17 protein-coding genes and 1 tRNA gene are annotated in these 18,212 nt (G+C 57.5%); 3 read left to right on the top strand and 15 right to left on the bottom strand.

The genetic code is table 11. The annotated features are described in order from the left end of the window. Window positions 1-204: 204 nt before the first annotated feature. The 8 genes from DBY66_RS08685 to DBY66_RS08720 form a co-directional block, all read right to left on the bottom strand. The gene (locus DBY66_RS08685; RefSeq protein ID WP_039380119.1) at window positions 205-897 is read right to left on the bottom strand and encodes an amino acid ABC transporter permease; all 693 of its coding nucleotides are present in this window, start codon (window positions 895-897) and stop codon (window positions 205-207) included. A 14-nt stretch (window positions 898-911) separates the two neighbouring features. Beyond that, entirely contained in the window at window positions 912-1,598 is a 687-nt protein-coding gene (locus DBY66_RS08690; RefSeq protein ID WP_199559920.1) for an amino acid ABC transporter permease, read from the bottom strand. 86 nt (window positions 1,599-1,684) lie between these two features. After that, window positions 1,685-2,500 (bottom strand): transporter substrate-binding domain-containing protein, encoded by an 816-nt coding sequence (locus DBY66_RS08695; RefSeq protein ID WP_039380121.1) that lies wholly within the window; start codon window positions 2,498-2,500, stop codon window positions 1,685-1,687. Window positions 2,501-2,520: 20 nt separating this feature from the next. Beyond that, a complete protein-coding gene (locus tag DBY66_RS08700) occupies window positions 2,521-3,258 on the bottom strand; it encodes an amino acid ABC transporter ATP-binding protein (RefSeq protein ID WP_039380122.1) in 738 nt (245 codons plus the stop codon). Window positions 3,259-3,267: 9 nt separating this feature from the next. Then, complete coding sequence (locus DBY66_RS08705) at window positions 3,268-3,834, bottom strand: peroxidase-related enzyme (RefSeq protein ID WP_104085444.1); 567 nt, start codon at window positions 3,832-3,834, stop codon at window positions 3,268-3,270. Further along, on the bottom strand, window positions 3,831-4,313 hold the full coding sequence (locus tag DBY66_RS08710; protein ID WP_104085443.1) for a hypothetical protein: 483 nt from the start codon (window positions 4,311-4,313) through the stop codon (window positions 3,831-3,833). The genes DBY66_RS08705 and DBY66_RS08710 overlap by 4 nt, the downstream gene beginning before the upstream one ends. Continuing rightward, a complete protein-coding gene (locus DBY66_RS08715; RefSeq protein WP_108569967.1) occupies window positions 4,310-5,764 on the bottom strand; it encodes an NAD(P)/FAD-dependent oxidoreductase in 1,455 nt (484 codons plus the stop codon). Before DBY66_RS08715 ends, DBY66_RS08710 begins: the two co-directional genes overlap by 4 nt. Window positions 5,765-6,010: 246 nt before the next feature. Continuing rightward, window positions 6,011-6,970: a LysR family transcriptional regulator gene (locus DBY66_RS08720; protein WP_108569904.1), complete on the bottom strand. Its 960-nt coding sequence runs from the start codon at window positions 6,968-6,970 to the stop codon at window positions 6,011-6,013. Between the two features lie 562 nt (window positions 6,971-7,532). Between DBY66_RS08720 and DBY66_RS08725 the strand changes: the two genes are divergently transcribed. Beyond that, entirely contained in the window at window positions 7,533-7,730 is a 198-nt protein-coding gene (locus DBY66_RS08725; protein WP_039380126.1) for a general stress protein, read from the top strand. An 18-nt stretch (window positions 7,731-7,748) separates the two neighbouring features. Then, window positions 7,749-8,255 (top strand): DUF892 family protein, encoded by a 507-nt coding sequence (locus DBY66_RS08730; protein ID WP_039380127.1) that lies wholly within the window; start codon window positions 7,749-7,751, stop codon window positions 8,253-8,255. A 104-nt stretch (window positions 8,256-8,359) separates the two neighbouring features. On the opposite strand, the gene DBY66_RS08735 is transcribed toward DBY66_RS08730, so the two are convergent. Continuing rightward, on the bottom strand, window positions 8,360-9,553 hold the full coding sequence (locus tag DBY66_RS08735; RefSeq protein WP_039380128.1) for an MFS transporter: 1,194 nt from the start codon (window positions 9,551-9,553) through the stop codon (window positions 8,360-8,362). Window positions 9,554-9,808: 255 nt separating this feature from the next. Then, window positions 9,809-9,884: transfer RNA gene (locus tag DBY66_RS08740), tRNA-Phe, on the bottom strand. Between the two features lie 196 nt (window positions 9,885-10,080). Between DBY66_RS08740 and DBY66_RS18100 the strand changes: the two genes are divergently transcribed. Continuing rightward, entirely contained in the window at window positions 10,081-11,397 is a 1,317-nt protein-coding gene (locus DBY66_RS18100) for a PAS domain-containing methyl-accepting chemotaxis protein (RefSeq protein WP_104085440.1), read from the top strand. A gap of 3 nt (window positions 11,398-11,400) precedes the next feature. Here DBY66_RS18100 and mrdA read toward each other — a convergent pair whose 3' ends face one another. The 5 genes from mrdA to deoC form a co-directional block, all read right to left on the bottom strand. Beyond that, window positions 11,401-13,275 (bottom strand): penicillin-binding protein 2, encoded by a 1,875-nt coding sequence (mrdA, locus tag DBY66_RS08750; RefSeq protein ID WP_071669246.1) that lies wholly within the window; start codon window positions 13,273-13,275, stop codon window positions 11,401-11,403. 148 nt (window positions 13,276-13,423) lie between these two features. Further along, the gene (deoD, locus tag DBY66_RS08755) at window positions 13,424-14,137 is read right to left on the bottom strand and encodes a purine-nucleoside phosphorylase (protein ID WP_039380134.1); all 714 of its coding nucleotides are present in this window, start codon (window positions 14,135-14,137) and stop codon (window positions 13,424-13,426) included. A gap of 35 nt (window positions 14,138-14,172) precedes the next feature. Continuing rightward, complete coding sequence (gene deoB, locus DBY66_RS08760; RefSeq protein ID WP_039380136.1) at window positions 14,173-15,396, bottom strand: phosphopentomutase; 1,224 nt, start codon at window positions 15,394-15,396, stop codon at window positions 14,173-14,175. A 95-nt stretch (window positions 15,397-15,491) separates the two neighbouring features. Beyond that, window positions 15,492-16,814 (bottom strand): thymidine phosphorylase, encoded by a 1,323-nt coding sequence (gene deoA, locus DBY66_RS08765; RefSeq protein WP_108569905.1) that lies wholly within the window; start codon window positions 16,812-16,814, stop codon window positions 15,492-15,494. 424 nt (window positions 16,815-17,238) lie between these two features. Next, window positions 17,239-18,018, bottom strand: coding sequence for a deoxyribose-phosphate aldolase (deoC, locus tag DBY66_RS08770; protein ID WP_108569906.1), 780 nt, complete (start codon window positions 18,016-18,018; stop codon window positions 17,239-17,241). Between the last annotated feature and the right edge of the window lie 194 nt (window positions 18,019-18,212).

Raw genomic sequence — 18,212 nt, forward strand, 5'->3', positions numbered from 1 at the left:
GGGGCTGGCGCAGGGCCGGGGAGTGCAGAGGGCGCGGCCAGGCGCCCTCTGCCCGGTCGCCGTACCGGGGCACAGGCTGCTGCCGCAGCTGACGGCGAACGGAACCGGCGCTTAATCAGCGCCCCACAGCTGACGGCGAACGGAACCAGTCCCGTGCCCCACGCCCCCGTGGCGAACAGAACCGGCGTCAGCCTCCTCTCTCTCTCAGGTCCTGACGCGCAACCGCGCTTCAATCATATCGGCGACCTTGGTCACCACCCACGCAATCACCATATAAAACACCACGGCAATCAGGAACGCTTCGAGATAGTAGAAGTTCAGCGCCGCCGTCAGCTGCGCCTGCGCAAAGATATCCACGACTTCGATAGCAAAGGCGAGCGACAGCGCTTTCATAATCACCATAAAGGCGTTGGCCAGATCCGGGATCGCCGCCACGATGATTTGCGGGAACATCACGCGCCGGAACAGCTGGCCACCGCTGTAACCCAGCGACAGCGCGGCGTCGGACTGGCCGCTGTCAAACGAGTTCAGCGCCCCTTTCCACACTTCTGCCTGAAACGCCGCTACGCAGGCGCTCAGCGCGACGATGATAATCACCCAGTTAGGCAGCGAGTGAGCATTCACCTCAACGTTAAACAGCGTAGCGAAGAAATGCAGCGCGGATGGCAGACCGTAGTAGGCGAGAAAAATCACCACCACCATCGGCACGCCTTTAAAGGCAATTTTGTAAACCATCACCAGCTGACGCAGTAGCGGAATACGCTGATGCTCAATATATGCAAACAGCCCGCCCAGCAGCGTGGAACAGATAAACACCGTTACCGCCATCAGCAGCGTAACCGGCACCGCATCCAGAATGCTCCAGAAATCGGGCAGTAGTACTTCAGTATCAAACATGCGCGCTCTCCTGCTCAGACGCTGGCGGTCAGCTTGACGCGCGCCGTTTTGGCGCTGTACTTCGCATGACGCTGTTCAAAGAAACGAATAATCAGCCAGGCGACCAGACAGAGCAGCGAATAGATCACCGCAAGCACCAGATAGGTACCAAACTGATACTGGTTATAATCGCGCTCCATAATCAGATGCGCCGTCGCCATGACATCAGCGGCACCGATATACATCACCAGCGCAACGTTATGGATCAGGTAAATTATCGCGTTACCATAGCCCGGCAGCGCAAAGTGCACCGCCTGCGGTCCTACCACGCGCAGCATCTTGTGACAAAAGCCGTAACCCAGGCTGTCCGCCGCATCGTGCTGACCGCGCTCTACCGCCAGAAACGCCGGGCGCATCACTTCGGAGAGATAGCCGCCGTGATAGAAGCTCAGGCCAATCATGGCGGCCAGATTAGGTGAAACAAAATCCGTAAAGCCGAGCTGCTGCGTAATCAGCGGCAGGCCGTAGAAAGCGACAAACAGCTGCAGAACCACCGGCACGCTGCGCGCATAAGAGACGTACAGATCGGCCAGCTGGCTGACCAGCGGAATACGACGGACGCGGAAAAGCGTCGTGATGAGCGCCAGAACAAAGCCAGCCAGCATCGCAACAAACATAATACCGAGCGTCAGCGGCAGCGCTGACAGCAGCTCGGGGATCATGGCGGATAGATTCACGGTGAAACACTCCTGCTTACTATAGAGCCGCGCCTGCCAGCGAGCCGGCGCGGTATCTGCTTGTGAATCCGTTACTGCATATATTTCGTGACGTCTTCACCAAACCACTTCTGCGCCAGCTTATCCAGCGTGCCGTCCGCCTTAAGATCCTGCAGCGCCTTTGTAATGTCCTGACTCAGCGCCTGATTCTCTGCCGAACGATGCAGCAGCACATAGGTGTTGTTGATCGCCACCGGTTCGCTCGCTTTGATAGCCAGTTTCTGGTTATCAATGACCGTCTGCTCGCCGAGGTTTGATGGCAGGATCAGCGCGTCATACTTGCCGTTCTGCACCTCTTTCAGGCGATCCGGATAGGGCACGCCAGCACTGGAGGCTTTAATGGCGATCTTGTCGTTCGGATTATCCTGCTGCCACTGCGTCACAAATTTGTAGACGCCACCGCCAGCGGTCACCGGGACAACCTTTTTGCCCACCAGATCTTTCATGCCCTGAATGGTGCTGTCGCTGCGGCTGTAGATCTTCATCAGGCTGGCACCCATCGGTGCATCCGGGATCAGGAACTGCTTGCTACGCGCCGGGGCCTTATAGTAGCCGCCGGTTGCCATATCATATTTGCCGGTCGCCAGCCCGGTCTCCTGAGCGATATCCGCGGCGCCTTCCATCACAAATTTGTACTGCGGCAGTCTGGCATTAATCGCTTTCAGCACGTCGGGCTCATAGCCCTGCGGCTCATGACCAATCGCGCCCCAGGAGAGCGGCTTGGACTCTGCAGCGGTAGCGATTTTGATGGTGCGAACCGCATCGGCAAAGCTGCTGCCGCTGACCAGCGCCAGTGCGATGATGCCAGGCGCGGCCAGGCGACGTAATGTTGTTTTAAGTGCAGGCATGATCTTGATTCCTCTGATTATTAGAATATGCGTTCTGAGCTGAGAAACTGGGCAAGGCGCGGCAGGGTCGGGTTTTCAAACATCTCTGCCGGCGTACCCTGCGCGGCGACCACCCCCTGATCCATAAACACAATGCGGTTAGAGACGCTTTTCGCAAACTGCATCTCATGCGTGACCAGCAGCGAGGTGATGCCTGAGGAGGTGACATCTTTGATTACCTTCAGCACCTCACCCACCAGCTCCGGATCCAGCGAAGAGGTCGGTTCATCAAACAGAATGACCTCCGGCCGCACCGCCAGTGCGCGGGCAATGCCGGTGCGCTGCAGCTGTCCGCCAGATAGCTGGGAAGGATAGTGATCGGCTTTCGCGCCGAGTCCGACCCGCTCCAGCTCCTCAAGCGCGATGGTCCGCGCCTCCTGGCGGCTTTTGCGCTGGATCACGATCAGCGGATCCATCACATTCTCCAGCACCGTCATGTTCTTAAAGACGTTGAACTGCTGAAATACCATCGCGGTACGCAGGCGGATCGCCTGGATCGCCGCTTTATCGGGTTTGCGATAATCCATGCGGATCTGATCGAGCGCGATCGTTCCGGCTGTGGGCTTTGCCAGATAATTAATGCAGCGCAGCAGCGTGGTTTTACCGGTGCCGCTTGGCCCGATAATCGACACCACATCGCCCCGCTTTACCGTCAGATCGACCCCTTTCAGAATCGGGTTGTTACCATAGGCGAGCGTAATATTATTAAGTTCTAACATGGCATTGCCCTATTTATTCAGGTCAGCATGGCCCAGCACATGCATCAGACGGTTGGCCCAGCCAAAGATGGCGATAGCGTGGATCAGGTCGATAATCTCCCGATCGTCCATTCCGGCCGCACGCAGCGGCGCAATATCTTCTGCCGTCGCTTCGGCTGGCGTGACCGACAGGCGGCGGGCAAAGTGATAGATCGCGGCGTCGCGCTCGCCCAGCGCATCGGCGCGGTCAAAATAGATTGCACTGACCACCGCGTCGTTTTCAGCCAGCTGCACGTGCCGGCGCGCATGCACCACCGCGCAGTAGCGGCAGCCGTTCACGATTGACGCGCCCAGCGCGCCCAGCTCGCGATCGGCGCGATTCAGGCCGCCTTCAACATACATGATGGCGTTGAACAGCCCGGTGCGTGCGGTGTAGCTTTCCGGATCGTGTACCAGCGTGCGGACATACTCCGACACCTTCTTGTTAGACGGTGTGATTTTCATCGCATCGCGCTGGGCCGGCGTGGCGTCGTCTACGCTGACCGGCGCAATATAGGGGTGCCAGTGCAGCGGCTTCAGGGAAACAGAAGGGATCATGCTGACCTCAGCAGGCGCAGGCCAGCCGCCACGCGCGTCTGGAAGTTAACAAAGGCGATCAGCTCAGAGAGCGCCACAATCTGCGGGTTATTCAGCCCCGCCTGCTCCAGCAGCCGGATATGCTGCTCGGTGGCCTGCACCGGCTGAGACGTGACCAGATCGGTATGACGCACAATCGTCGCCAGCGGTTCACTTGCCGGCATCGCGCCTTCTGCCAGCGCCAGCAGCTCATCTGCCGGCTGCAGCTGCGCCAGCTCATGCTGATACGCCTGCTCCAGCGCGCTATCCTGATTCAGCCGCGCCATGCGCTGCGCCAGCGCCAGCCGCAGGACTGCAGAGAGCCCCTGGTCATCTTCCGGTGTCAGCACGGAGCGACGGCACGCCTCGGCGCCATCAACAAACTCCGGCCGCAGCCGCCGCGTCTGGTAGAGCGCCGCGTCAGGGGTCAGCCCGGCGGCGCGATCGATAGCGTCACTCATAACGCGTTCTCCTGATTCAGTAAGGGGGTGGCGTCCACCCATTCATCGCCCTGTAATTCAGGCGTGTCATACGCCTGCAGGCTGGCATAGTGCTGCTTCACATCCTCGGCAAACAGCGAGGCCGCAATCGCCCGCACCAGCCGATCGGCACCGGCGCTGACCGCGGGGATATCACCGGAGACTTTGCCGTGCGTCAGCATCGCGGCATCATTGAAACAGTGAATATGTGAAAGCATCGGGCAGGCGCCGGGGGAGCGCTCGCGAAACTCAAACCCGGGTCCCAGGTCAGGCGCCTCCAGCATATTCTGGCGCGCCGGCCCCATGGCAGGCTGATAGCGACCGTCTGCCCAGCGGCGGATGTGCGGGGCGATGGCGGCGAATTCGGATCGGCCGCTGAAATCGTTGCTGAAACCGGTAGCCGCAATCAGGTAGTCATAGCGCAGCGGCCCCTGCGTCGTCTCAATGACCAGCTCATCCCCTTCGGGCCTGACGGCATTGATAGCGCAGTTCAGCAAAAAACGGGCATTTTCATGACGCGAAACGCGCAGGGTGGAGGCGCGCGGCGGCGGCGTCTGGGTGGCAGCGGTATAATCAACAAACTTCCATTTCCACATATCCGGCAGCTGGTGCATACCGTGTACCACGCCCTGACTGCCGATACCGGTCATTTTATTGATGCGCGGCATCGCTTTACGGCGGATCAGCAGATCCACCCTGGCAGCGCCCTGCTCCAGCGCGGTTGCGGCATTATCCATTGACGAAGCACCGGCACCGATCACCGCAACCCGCTTACCCTGCAGCGCACGGAAGTCGATGTTGTCGGCGGAGTGTGCCCAGAAGCGGCGATCGACGCCCTGCAAAAAGGGGGGAACGGCGACGCCGCCCAGGCCGGAACGGCCGGTTGCCAGCACCAGCCGGCGGGTATAGACGCGTGCCGGCGCTGCGCCTTCCAGCGTCAGCGCAATCAGCGACCCGGCAGGTTCAATGGCGGTAACGCGGACGCCGTTCTGTACCGGCAGATTCAGTACCTGCCGGTACCAGACCAGATAGTTCATCCATATCTCTTTCGGGATTTTGTCCAGCGCCTGCCAGGCCGCTTTTCCCCACTGCGCGGTGTACCATGCGCGAAAGGTCAGCGAGGCCAGACCGAGTGCCGGTCCCTGCAGTGATTTGGGTGAACGCAGCGTCTCCATGCGGGCAAAGGTGACCCACGGCCCCTCCTCCCCTGCTGGTGCAGTGTCGTAAGCGATGCTATTGGTGATGCCCGCCAGCTGCAGCCGGGCCGTCGCCGCCAGGCCGCACATTCCGGCACCGATCACGACGACATCGCGCACCGGCTGGTCATAAGCCGTGTGCACAGGCACCCAGGGTTTTGCGGGCAGTTCAAGGTATTCCAGGTCCTGCTGTAGCTGAGCTTCCAGCGCAGCCAGACCGTCGGCAGCTGAAGTCATATAAGTATCCCCTGATGTCAGCGCAAAAAACGCTGTCAAACGCATACCCACAACCGCCGGATTTATTATCCTGATAACACATAGTTACCGGCCAATGATTGTTAATACGCATAGTAAAAGCTGAGGCTTTGCATACTCCTCCTGCGACCGGGCGGAGTCAATAATAGCGCTCAGCATTTAACCAATGGATTTCTTATATCTTATGCCGGAATGGGTATAAGCCAGTTGCCACGCCCTGCAGATGCCTTAAAGCTGATTGATAAGCCGCATAACGCGGGTGTGTTCGCTTGAGGCCAGCCGCTGAAAATCGGGCAACAGCGCGGCAGCCGCGGCGGCGAGCGCTTCTACCAGCGCCTGTACTGCCGCGGTGATCTGCCGGCCCTGCGGCGTGACCACGCCAAAGTAGTAGGGGATATCCTCTTCCAGCGTACAGATAGTGACGCCAGCCAGCGGCATTCCCCAGCCGGAAACCGGCTCCAGAATAGCCACGCCCAGCCCGGCGCGGACGCAGCCAAGAATATTTGCCGATGAATTTGTTTCAATGGTTTCCGGCAGCGGCGTATTGACACGCTTCAGCGCTTTTTCATAGCGCCCGCGCAGGCGCTGCGGGTTCCAGGGGGCGATAAGTCGCCGTCCCGCCAGCTGGCTGAGCGATATCTGCGGCTGCGCCGCGAGCGGGTCGCTATCCGGCAGCGCCACCACGCAGCGCGCGTGACCAATCCAGTGCAGTACCACTGCATCATGCTCCAGCGGCAGGCTGCAGAGGCCGATGTCCGCCTCAGCGGTGATCACCGCGTGCGCCGTTTGCGCCGCAGACTCACTGATGATCTGCACTTTATTGTGCAGGCCAATCGCCGCCAGCGCCTGTGGCAGCAGCCCTGCAGCCAGCGCCGGCGTGGCCGCAATGCTGAGTGGCCGCTGCTGCTGCTGCGCGATCTCCTGCGCACGCAGCCGGATCTGCTGTAAAGAGAGCAGCGCTTTCTGCACATACTGATGCAGCTGCAGCGCCTCTTCGGAGGGGTGAATACGCGGTCCGTTGCGGATAAAGAGCGGATAGCCCAGAGAGAGCTCCAGCTCCTGCAGCTGGCGTGACACCACAGGCTGTGAGCGATTCAGCGCTTTGGCTGCGGCGGTCACGCTGCCCGCTGCAATAACCGCTGCGAACGCTTCCAGCTGACGCAGATCGAGATCGTTGAGTAAATTCATTACGGGGTGATTCCTGCATGCTTGCTCACCGGGCTGAGCATAAGTGATGCCGCCATCATAAGGTGCAGAGCCCCGTTAAGTCACTGCATAACCTGAAAGTCTCAATTCAGGTAATGACCACTCCAGAATATATTATTGCCCTGGCTGAAATGATCTCAGTCAAAAAAATCAACTGACAAAAAATTACATGTTAAATTTAAGAAATATTTTCCACCGCTGCGCTTAATTCCCTTCATACGACACTCTGTTACCTTGCAATATAAATCTGTACAACACACAGTAAAATCGTACAACTTATAAAAACCACCCTTAATTGAAGTAAGGCACTAAAAATAAAGGATAAATATCTAAAAATACCGAGATAAAATTTATTGTACAAATAGTATTTCTCTGTACACAAAACGAATCGTGATTTTATAAATTAGCTCTTAAAGAAATAAAAAATATAAAAACCCCAATTAAGATTATTCCTGACTGGCGCCCTTGTTAATCCGGAAAATAACGCTAACCTTAAGTTGCAAACTAAATACTTTAATATGCTTTACCCTCTGAGGAGTAAATGATGAGCAATCCACGTGGCGGTGCCGGTAATTTTGCCCTGAATCCTGAACGTGCCCGCGAAGCGGGGAAAAAAGGCGGTCAGGTCAGCGGCGGTAACTTTCGCAATAACCCTGAGCGCGCAATTGAAGCGGGCCGTAAAGGGGGTAAAAAGAGTCGTCGTGGCACAGATAAAGATGCTGCACAGGGTGCACAGGCTTAACATTAACGGGAGAATCTAATGACTTACGAAGAACATTTTATTGACTGGGTCAGAGATGCACACGCTATGGAGAAGCAGGCGGAGAGCATGCTGGAAAAAATGGCAGCCCGGCTCGAACACTATCCCGATCTTAAAGCGCGTATTGAGCAGCACATTGATGAAACACGTGAACAGCAGCAGCTGGTGCAGAGCGTCATTGACCGTTACGACACGTCCCGTTCGGTGATCAAAGATGCCGCAGGAAAACTGTCGGCGTTTGGCCAGGCAGTTGGCGGAATGATGACCGAAGATGAGGTGGTGAAAGGCGCCATCAGCGGCAACGTTTTTGAGAACTTTGAGATCGCGAATTACACTGCGCTCATTGCCGCGGCGGAACAGCTTAACGACAGCGAGAGCGTGTCAATTTTCACCCGCATTCGCGAGCAGGAACAGGCGATGGCCGACTGGACAGCCAATCATCTGGGCGACGTTACAAAGCAGTTCCTTATCCGCTCCAGTACACCAGGCGTAGAAGCAAAGAAATAGCGTTGGCTGCGCTTTGATTTTCTTCCCCGGACTTTGACATTGCATATTATTTATCGGCCAGCTGGCCAGCCAGCATAGTGAGGTTGCTTCTGTGCTGGCCTTTTTTATGCCTCACTTACCGGCGCGAACCGCCTCGCCTGCCACCAGATCAGCAGCGCTGTCAGCGCAATCACGCTTAGCGTGCTGAACGCCACGCTATAAGAGTAGTGCCTGACAATCATGCCGGTCAGCGCCGGACTAAAGGCGGCACCCGCTCCCTGCATCAGCATCACCGCACTCTGCCCGGCATTAACATGGCCGCTGCCGCGCAGCAGCTGCACAATGTAGCCAGGCACGGCGACGCCCAGCGTACCGGCCGCGATGCCGTCCAGCACCTGAACCGGGATCATCATCCAGGGGTTGGTAAAGCTGGCGGCGAGTACGGCGCGCAGCGGCAGCAGCAGCAGCGCCAGCATAATCAGACGCTGATACCCCAGCGTTTCGGCGCGCGCCGCCGTCCAGAGCGCTACCGGGATCATCACCGCCTGCGAGATAATAACGGTTGCAGCAGCATAAACGCCAGGATTCATGCCGCCGGGCGAGGCGGCTACGCGCATACTGAGCATCGGCAGCAGTGCCGCATTCGCGAGATGGAACAGCAGCAGCGTGATGCCTGTGGTCATCAGCGGTGCGTTGCGCGTCAGGTCAGAGAGGCGGGGAACCGCGCCGCCCGCAGACGCATCCAGACCGCGCGCTGCCTGATGATCAATATCTTTTCCGCGGATGGCCAGGATAGCGAGTGAGGTCAGCAGCGCCATCGCTGTCATCAGAATAAATACCGAGCCGGTCCCCCAGTACCATGTCGCGGCCCCGGCAATCAGCGCAGCGCTCATATTCCCGGCGTGGTTAAACGCTTCGTTGCGCCCCATCTGCCGGTTAAAACCGCGCTGTCCGGCCAGACCCAGCGTAATCCCTGCCAGCACCGGGGCAATAAACGCGGCAGAAACGCCGCTGATGATCTGCGTAATTGCTACCACCCAGCTTTGCTGTGAATACCAGAGCCACAGCGTGGCAACGGTAATCAGCGCGCAGCCACCCAGCAGCAGCAGACGTTTGTAGCGCGTGGCATCCGTAACGATCCCGGCAGGCAGCGTGGCGATAAGCCCCGCCAGCCCGCCCGCCGTCATCACCAGGCCGACATCATTTGGCTGCCAGCCACGCTGCGTTAAAAATATCCCCAGAAAAGGTCCCAGCCCGTCGCGCACGTCGGCGAGAAAAAAGCTCACCAGACAAAGCGCCTGCAGCGATCGTATCGGCATTGCTCATATTCCTGATTTTTTAGTGCGGGTCCGCCTGTTAAGTAATGGCAAAGATTCAGGAAAAGTCACGTAGTGTAAAAGTAACTAAATGAAAGCAGTGTTCGCAGCTGTCTGTCTGTATCCGGGGTGCGATCGTGCAGATGAAGGTGCTGACTGTGTCAGACCAGGAGTGGAGCGTATACGCCGGAGCGCAGAGCGAATATGGGGAGCGCAGAAAAGCAAAAACCCGGCCATAAGGCCGGGTTTTCTGAATTGTGGTGCCCGAACCCGGAATCGAACCAGGGACACGCGGATTTTCAATCCGCTGCTCTACCGACTGAGCTATTCGGGCAACGGGGCGCATTAAACCCTACCCCGGCCGCAGCGTCAAACGCTTTTCAGCAAATACGCGCTGACTGCTGACTTTTAGAGCATCCGCTGCGCTTACTGGTTAAATTCTGACACACTCTGCTGCGCTGTCGCGATGGATTTTCGCATCCGGCTGCCGATAACCGTGCTGACATCCAATAAACATAAAAAGGTCCGCCATGTTCAGCACTATTGTATCAGGTATTATGTCACGCCTTGCGTGGCAAAAGCGCAGCCGCGCGACGCTCAGTTCATTGCAGGATGCTATCGCCATGATTGAGTTTACGCCGGACGGCAAAATTATCACCGCCAACGATCTGTTTCTGGAGCGCATGGGCTATACCCTGCCGGAGATCGTCGGGCAGCACCACGCTCTGTTTTGTACGCCCGATATGGTGCACTCGGCCGCGTATCGCAATTTCTGGCAACGGCTCAACCGCGGCGAGGGGTTCAGCGATAAGTTTCTGCGCGTGGCGAAACACAGCCGTCCGGTCTGGCTGGAAGCCAATTATGTGCCGGTACAGGACCGCAGCGGCCGGGTAATAAAGATTGTTAAGCTGGCGAGTGACATTACGGCACACATTCTGGATACGCAGGAGCAGCGCGCCATGACGGCGGCTATCGATCGCTCAATGGCGGTTATCGCCTTTAATCTGCAGGGCGAAGTGCTGATGGCAAATGACAATTTTCTTAAAACCATGGGCTATCGGGAGCAGGAGATCCTTGGCCGGCACCACAGTCAGTTCTGTCCGCCAGAAACGCAGCAGAGCAACGCCTATCGTCGTTTCTGGCAGAAGCTGAATCAGGGTGAATACATCTCCGGCCAGTTTCAGCGCGTGGATAAACAGGGCCGTACCGTCTGGCTGCGCGCCACCTATAATCCGGTTTTCGATGAGGCGGGCACTCTCTATAAAATTGTTAAATTCGCCACTGATGTGACCCCGCAGGTGGAGAAGAGCCAGCAGGAGCGTGACGCTGCGCAGCAGGCGTATCAGACGGCGCTGCAGACCAGCGAAAGCACCCGCCTGGGCGCTACCGTGCTGGAGAACAGCGTGCAGACCATGAATGCGCTGGCAGGCGAACTGCACGGTATCTCCGGTGATATTACCAATCTCAGCGACTCCTCCGATCGCATTGGCGCGATTGTCGAAAGCATCCGCCGTATTGCCGAACAGACCAATCTGCTGGCGCTGAACGCGGCGGTTGAGGCGGCGCGGGCCGGACAGCATGGACGCAGCTTCGCCGTCGTCGCGAACGAGGTGCGTGCGCTGGCGGAAAATATCAATCGCGCCACTACTGAAATCGAAAACCGGGTGCGCGATAACCATCTGCTGGCAGAGAAAGCGCTGCAGGGCATTGCATCTAACCTGAAGCGCGCCGATCAGGGCGTACTGCTTGCTCAGGAGGCGGGCGACATGATGGCGGAGATCCGCGGCAGCTCAGGTGACGTGGTCCGCGCTATCGGCCACGTCACCGCGACGTTAAAAGAAGAGTAGCCGCTACTGCCCTGCCGTCTGCAGCGGCGCGTCGGATGCCGGCGGCAGGAAGATATGATCGAGAATATTGCGCATTACCGGCGCGGCGCTCACGCTCTCGTTTCCGCCATTTTCCAGAATCAACGCAATCGCCACTTTAGGATCGCTGAATGGTGCAAACGCGGTATAAAAAATATGATCGCGCAGCCGGATCGGGATCGCTTTCGCATTATAGGTCTGGTTCTGCTTCAGGCTGAACACCTGCGACGTCCCGGACTTCGCTGCAATGCCGTATGGCGCGGTATGAAAATATTTATATCCGGTGCCGTTAGGGGCGTTAGCCATACCAAACATCGCCCGGCGCACCAGCCCCCAGTATGGCGAGTTCGCCTCGCCAATCTGCGGCTGCGGCCTGACGGGCTGATAAGGCTGCTGCCAGCCGCCACGCTGCGCTTTAGCCAGCAGATGCGGCGTGATCACTTTGCCGTTATTGATCAGCGCGACCATCGCCCGGACCATCTGGATCGGGGTTGCGATCCAGTAGCCCTGCCCGATCCCGACTGATACCGTATCGCCCTGATACCACGCCCGTTTATGCACCCGCTTTTTCCAGGCGCGATCGGGGAGCAGACCGGTGTACTCTTCGTTAAGATCGATACCGGTTGACTTGCCATAGCCAAACTGGCTCAGCATCGTATGAATGCGATCGATACCCATCATAAATGCCACCTGATAGAAAAAGGTGTCTGCCGACTCCTCAATCGCTTTAGTGACGTCCAGCATACCGTGGCCCGTTTTTTTCCAGTCGCGCCAGGTGCGGTGCGTGCCGGGCAGGGTCCAGGTGGGTCCGCCAAAGAAGGTGGTCGCGGGCGTGATAGTGTGGGTCAGCAGTGCAGAGATCGCCATATATGGCTTTACCGTCGAGGCGGGCGGATAGAGGCCCTGCGTGACGCGGTTGATAAGCGGTAAATCTTTATTCTGCAGCAGCGCTTTGTAGGCTTTATAACTGATGCCTTTCACAAACGGGTTGGGATCGTAGCTGGGGCTGGAGACCATCGCCAGCACGCTGCCGTCGTGCGGATCTTCAATCAGTACCGCCGCGCGCTGGCCGGCCAGCTGCTGCTCAACATACTGCTGCAGATGCAGATCGAGGGTCAGCCAGATATTTTTGCCAGCCACCGGCGGAACCTCTTTCAGCACGCGCACGATGCGGCCATGGTTGTCGACCTCTACTTCCTGGTAGCCGGTTTTGCCGTGCAGCAATGCCTCATAGTAGCCTTCAATGCCCTGCTTGCCGATGTTATGGTCCGCGGCGTAGTTCTCCCCTCTGCCCGCCTCGTTCAGCCGCCTGTAGTCAGCGTCGTTGATTTTGGAGACGTAGCCCACCACGTGCGCCAGGTCAGCGCCGTAGGGGTATTCCCGATCCTGATAAGTCGATACGCTGACGCCGGTGAAACGAAACTGGTTCACGGCAAAGCGTGCCACCTGACGATCGGTAAGCTCCGCTTTCAGCTCGACCGGTTTATAGCGGCTGCTGTGCTGCAGCGCATGCCTGAATGCTTCAATATCATCGGGCGTCAGATCAAGCAGCGGCGTCAGGGCGCGGAGCGTGGCCGCCATATCGCTGACCTTATAGGGCGTGACCAGTACGTCATACCAGGTGACATTGTGTACCAGCGGAATGCCGTTGCGATCGTATATCAGCCCGCGTGTAGGCGCGATGGGGATCATTTTAATGTCGTTTTCGTTGGAGCGCGTCTGGTAGTAGCGGTGCTGACGGACCTGCAGACGATAAAGATTGATTCCCAGAACGATAAAGCAGGTCACCACCAGCGCAAATGCCACCAGCGCCCGCCGGGCAAACAGTTTTTCTTCAGCTTCGAAATTGCGAAAATTCATCAGGAAAGGGTCTCTTCATTATCGCGCTAATGATAAACAGCGTGAGCGTCAGAGCCAGCCTGAAGATGCACAAGCCTGGGTAAAAGTGTGTCAGATGTTTACGGAGGGAGGACCGGAGCGCATTAATGCGCTCCGGACACAGGCGAAGTTAGTCGCCCAGCAGCACCGATTCCAGTGCAATTTTGATCATATCGTTGAAGGTGGTCTGACGCTCTGCCGCGCTGGTCTGTTCGTGCGTGCGGATATGGTCAGAGACGGTACAGATGGTCAGCGCTTTCGCACCAAACTCTGCCGCCACGCCGTAGATCCCTGCGGCTTCCATCTCAACGCCGAGGATGCCGTACTTCTCCATGACATCAAACATCTGCGGATCGGGCGTGTAGAACAGATCCGCAGAGAAGATGTTGCCGACGCGCGCGTCAACGCCCAGCGCTTTTGCTGCGTCAACCGCGTTGCGTACCATGTCAAAGTCAGCAATCGCCGCAAAATCATGATCTTTGAAACGCATACGGTTTACTTTGGAGTCGGTGCAGGCGCCCAGACCAATCACCACATCACGCAGTTTCACGTCAGCACGTACTGCACCACATGAGCCGACGCGGATGATTTTCTTCACGCCAAAATCGGTGATCAGCTCTTTGGTATAGATTGAGCAGGATGGGATCCCCATACCGTGGCCCATTACCGAAATCTTACGGCCTTTATAGGTGCCGGTGAAGCCAAGCATACCGCGTACGTTGTTGACTTCCACAACATCGTCCAGGAAAGTCTCAGCGATATGCTTTGCGCGCAGCGGGTCGCCAGGCATCAGCACGACGTCCGCGAAATCACCCATTTCTGCATTAATATGTGGCGTTGCCATGGTTCTTATTCCTTTTCAAAAAAGTGTGCGCTGTTTTACAGCATGCTTTTACCGTAGTCCATGCTGGAGAGGCCAAAGTACGCGGCAATGGTCTGGCCGATATCGGCAAAGGTGTCGCGATAACCCAGCGATCCCGGCTTGACGCCCGGACCGTAGATGAGAATCGGGATATGCTCACGCGTATGCTCAGTGCCTTCCCAGCTGGGATCGCAGCCGTGGTCAGCGGTCAGGATCAGAATATCGCCCTCCTGCACCAGCGCCATCAGCTCTGGCAGACGGCGGTCAAACAGCTCCAGTCCACCGGCATAGCCTGCGATATCGCGGCGATGACCCCAGGTTGAGTCGAAATCAACAAAGTTGGTAAAGACGATAGAGGTGTCAGGCGCCTTTTTCATCTGCTCAATCGTGGCGTCAAACAGCGCGTCGAGACCGGTCGCTTTCACTTTCTGCGTGATGCCCTGATGCGCATAGATATCGGCAATTTTACCTACCGAGATCACTTCCCCGCCCTTCTCGTCGACCAGCTTTTTCAGCATGGTCGGTGATGGCGGCTCAACGGCCAGATCGTGACGGTTGCCGGTACGCTCAAAGCTGCCCGCTTTATCACCCACAAACGGACGGGCAATGACGCGACCGATGTTGTAGCCGCCTTCCGTCAGCTCTTCACGGGCAATTTCACACAGTTCATACAGCCGCTCAAGGCCAAAGGTCTCTTCGTGACAGGCGATCTGGAACACCGAGTCTGCTGAGGTATAGAAAATCGGCTTACCGGTTTTCATGTGCTCTTCACCCAGCTGATCGAGGATCACCGTACCGGAAGAGTGGCAGTTGCCGAGATAGCCCGGCAGATCGGCGCGCTCCACCAGCTTATCCAGCAGCGCCTGCGGAAAGCTGTTCTCTTTATCGCTAAAGTAGCCCCAGTCGAACAGAACCGGGACACCGGCAATTTCCCAGTGGCCGGAGGGGGTATCTTTGCCGGAAGAGAGTTCGCTGGCGTAAGCGTAAGCGCCGATGATTTCAGCATTTGGATCCAGCCCTGGCGGAAAGCGGCCGGTCGAGAGTTCTGCCGCTTTGCCAAGACCGAGCGCGGTCATGTTTGGCAGATGTAGCGGGCCTTCGCGCCCTTCGTTTGCGCGACCTTCAAAACAGGCTTCAGCGATATGGCCAAGCGTATCTGAACCCGCATCACCGAATTTATCAGCATCTTTACTGGAACCGATGCCGAAGGAGTCGAGAACCATAATAAAAGCACGTTTCATGCAAGTCTCCTGCGCGCCAGGCGCGATGACAAGTCAAAAAAAAGCGATCAGATCAGTATACCTGAATGGCTGCTGTCTGGCACGCAGTAACGCCACTATTCACTGATGCGGCGATATACCACGGGCGTGGTTTCAGGTGCCTGGTCGCTCAGTACGATGGCGGTTCTGACCGCCTGCGCGGCTTCCTGCCACTGCGCTTCCGAGGCGGCATGGATCATCGCCAGCGGCCGCTGCGTATCAACCCGGCTGCCCAGCGCAATCATGTCGCTCAGGCCTGTGCTGTAGTCGATTGTATCAGTGGCCCGCCGCCGCCCGCCGCCCAGCGCCACAACGGCCATGCCCAGCGCCCGCGTATCCATCGCGCTGACGATCCCCGCTTCTTCTGCATAGAGCGGCCTGCTGAAAGCCGGCGCCGGCAGATAGTGATCCATCCGCTCGATAAAATCTGCCGGCCCGTTCTGGGCCGCCACCATGCGTGCGAATACCTCGGCAGCTTTACCGTTATCCAGCACCTGCTGCAGTTTCTGCCGCGCCTCGGTGTCATTCGCTGCCAGCTGGCCGGACACCAGCATCTCAGCGCAAAGCGCCATCGTGACCTCATACAGACGCGGATTGCGCGCCTCACCGGTCAGGAACTGCACCGCTTCGCGCACTTCCAGAGCGTTACCCGCGGTTGAGGCCAGTACCTGATTCATGTCGGTAAGCAGCGCGGTGGTCTTGCATCCTGCGCCGTTCGCCACCCGCACAATCGACTGCGCCAGCTGTTCCGAGGCGGCAAAGGTGGGCATGAAGGCGCCTGAACCCACTTTGACATCCATCACCAGCGCATCCAGCCCTTCTGCGAGTTTTTTGGCGAGAATCGAGGCGGTGATCAGCGGAATGGAGTCAACCGTGGCGGTGACATCGCGCGTGGCGTAAAAGCGTTTATCTGCAGGCGCGAGCGAGCGGGTCTGCCCGATGATCGCTACCCCCACCTGTTTAATTATGTCGCGGAAACGGTCGTCGCTGGGGTAAATATCAAAGCCCGGAATGGCCTCCAGCTTATCCAGCGTGCCGCCGGTATGACCCAGACCGCGTCCGGAGATCATCGGCACATATCCACCGCAGGCGGCGATCATCGGTCCCAGCATCAGAGAGGTAACATCGCCTACGCCACCGGTTGAATGTTTATCCACTACCGGACCGTTGAGCTGCAGCGACTGCCACTCCAGAACCGATCCTGAGTCGCGCATCGCCATGGTCAGGGCAACGCGTTCCTGCAGGTTCATATCGTTAAAATAGATGGTCATCGCCAGCGCAGCGATTTGCCCTTCCGAAACGGTTTCATCGCGCACGCCATCGATGAAAAAGCGGATCTCCGCCTCACTCAGCGGCTGCCCGTCACGTTTTTTCCGGATGATTTCCTGTGGCAGAAACAAGGTTGCCTCCTGTGATTGCTGGTATATACGCGGCGCATAAATGCGCCCTCTGCGGGAATATTGGATTTTGTACCCCGTAACGGGATTTAACCCGGGCCGCATTAATGTGGCCCCTGTGGCAATGTTGGATTCCGCACCCCGCGACGGGATTTAACCCCGGTACCCGTAGGGGGCGCATTCATGCGCCCCTGGTCGGATGCCGTAACGGGATTTAACCCGGGCCGCATCAATGCGGCCCCTACGGGAATATTGGATTCCGCACCCCGCGACGGGATTTAACCCGGGCCGCATTAATGCGGCCCCTACGACAATATTCGATTCCGGCCCCTGGCCGGATGCCGTGACCGGATCTAACCCGGGCCGCATTGATGCGGCTCCTACGAGAATGTTGGATTCCATACCCCGCAGGGGCCACAGGCCGCTATCAGTAACCCGTTTTGCTGCCGCTGGTTGCGTGGCCCAGCGTGCTGAGCAGGTTTGCCAGCAGGCTGGAGGCACCAAAGCGGAAGTGACGGGCGTCAGCCCAGCCCTCACCGAGGGTGTCGTCAGCCAGCTTCAGGTAAAGAGCGGCATCTTCTGCGGTGCGCACGCCGCCGGCTGGTTTAAAACCCACCTGCTGCTGCACGCCTTTATCGCGAATAACCTGCAGCATGATGGCGGCAACTTCCGGCGTGGCGTTCACCGGCACTTTACCGGTTGAGGTTTTAATAAAATCAGCGCCGGCATCAATCGCAATTTCTGATGCCGTACGGATCAGCGCCTCTTCTTTCAGCTCGCCGGTTTCGATAATCACTTTCAGCAGCACGTCCGCTGCCGCACACGCCTCTTTGCATGCTTTAACCAGCGCAAAGCCGGTATCACGATCGCCAGCCATCAGAGCGCGATAGGGAAATACCACATCCACTTCGTCAGCGCCGTAAGCGATAGCGGCGCGCGTTTCCGCCAGAGCGATCTCAATATCCGCATTACCATGCGGAAAATTGGTCACGGTCGCAATGCGCACCTCAGGCGTACCCTGTTCGCGCAGCGTTTTACGGGCGATCGGGATAAAGCGCGGATAGATGCAGATAGCGGCAGTGTTGCCCACAGGGGATTTGGCCTGATGACACAGCGCAATGACTTTTTCATCAGTGTCATCGTCATTCAGGGTAGTGAGATCCATCAGTTGCAGCGCGCGCTGCGCAGCAGCATTAAGGTCAGTCATAACAGGCTCCGGATGTCAGGCCAGCAGCGAGCTGCCGGATAATGTGATTATTTTAACAATTGTCGGGAACTGCCATTGCGAATCAGATCACATAAAAAAGAGATAGCAGCTCGAAATTACATAGAAAATCTGCTTAAGATCTCTTTTTGACGTGAATGCATGGCTAAACAGATCGCAACGCAGATGTAATTATT

This window comes from Pantoea sp. RIT413 (assembly GCF_003057675.2).
Lineage (GTDB): Bacteria > Pseudomonadota > Gammaproteobacteria > Enterobacterales > Enterobacteriaceae > Pantoea > Pantoea eucrina.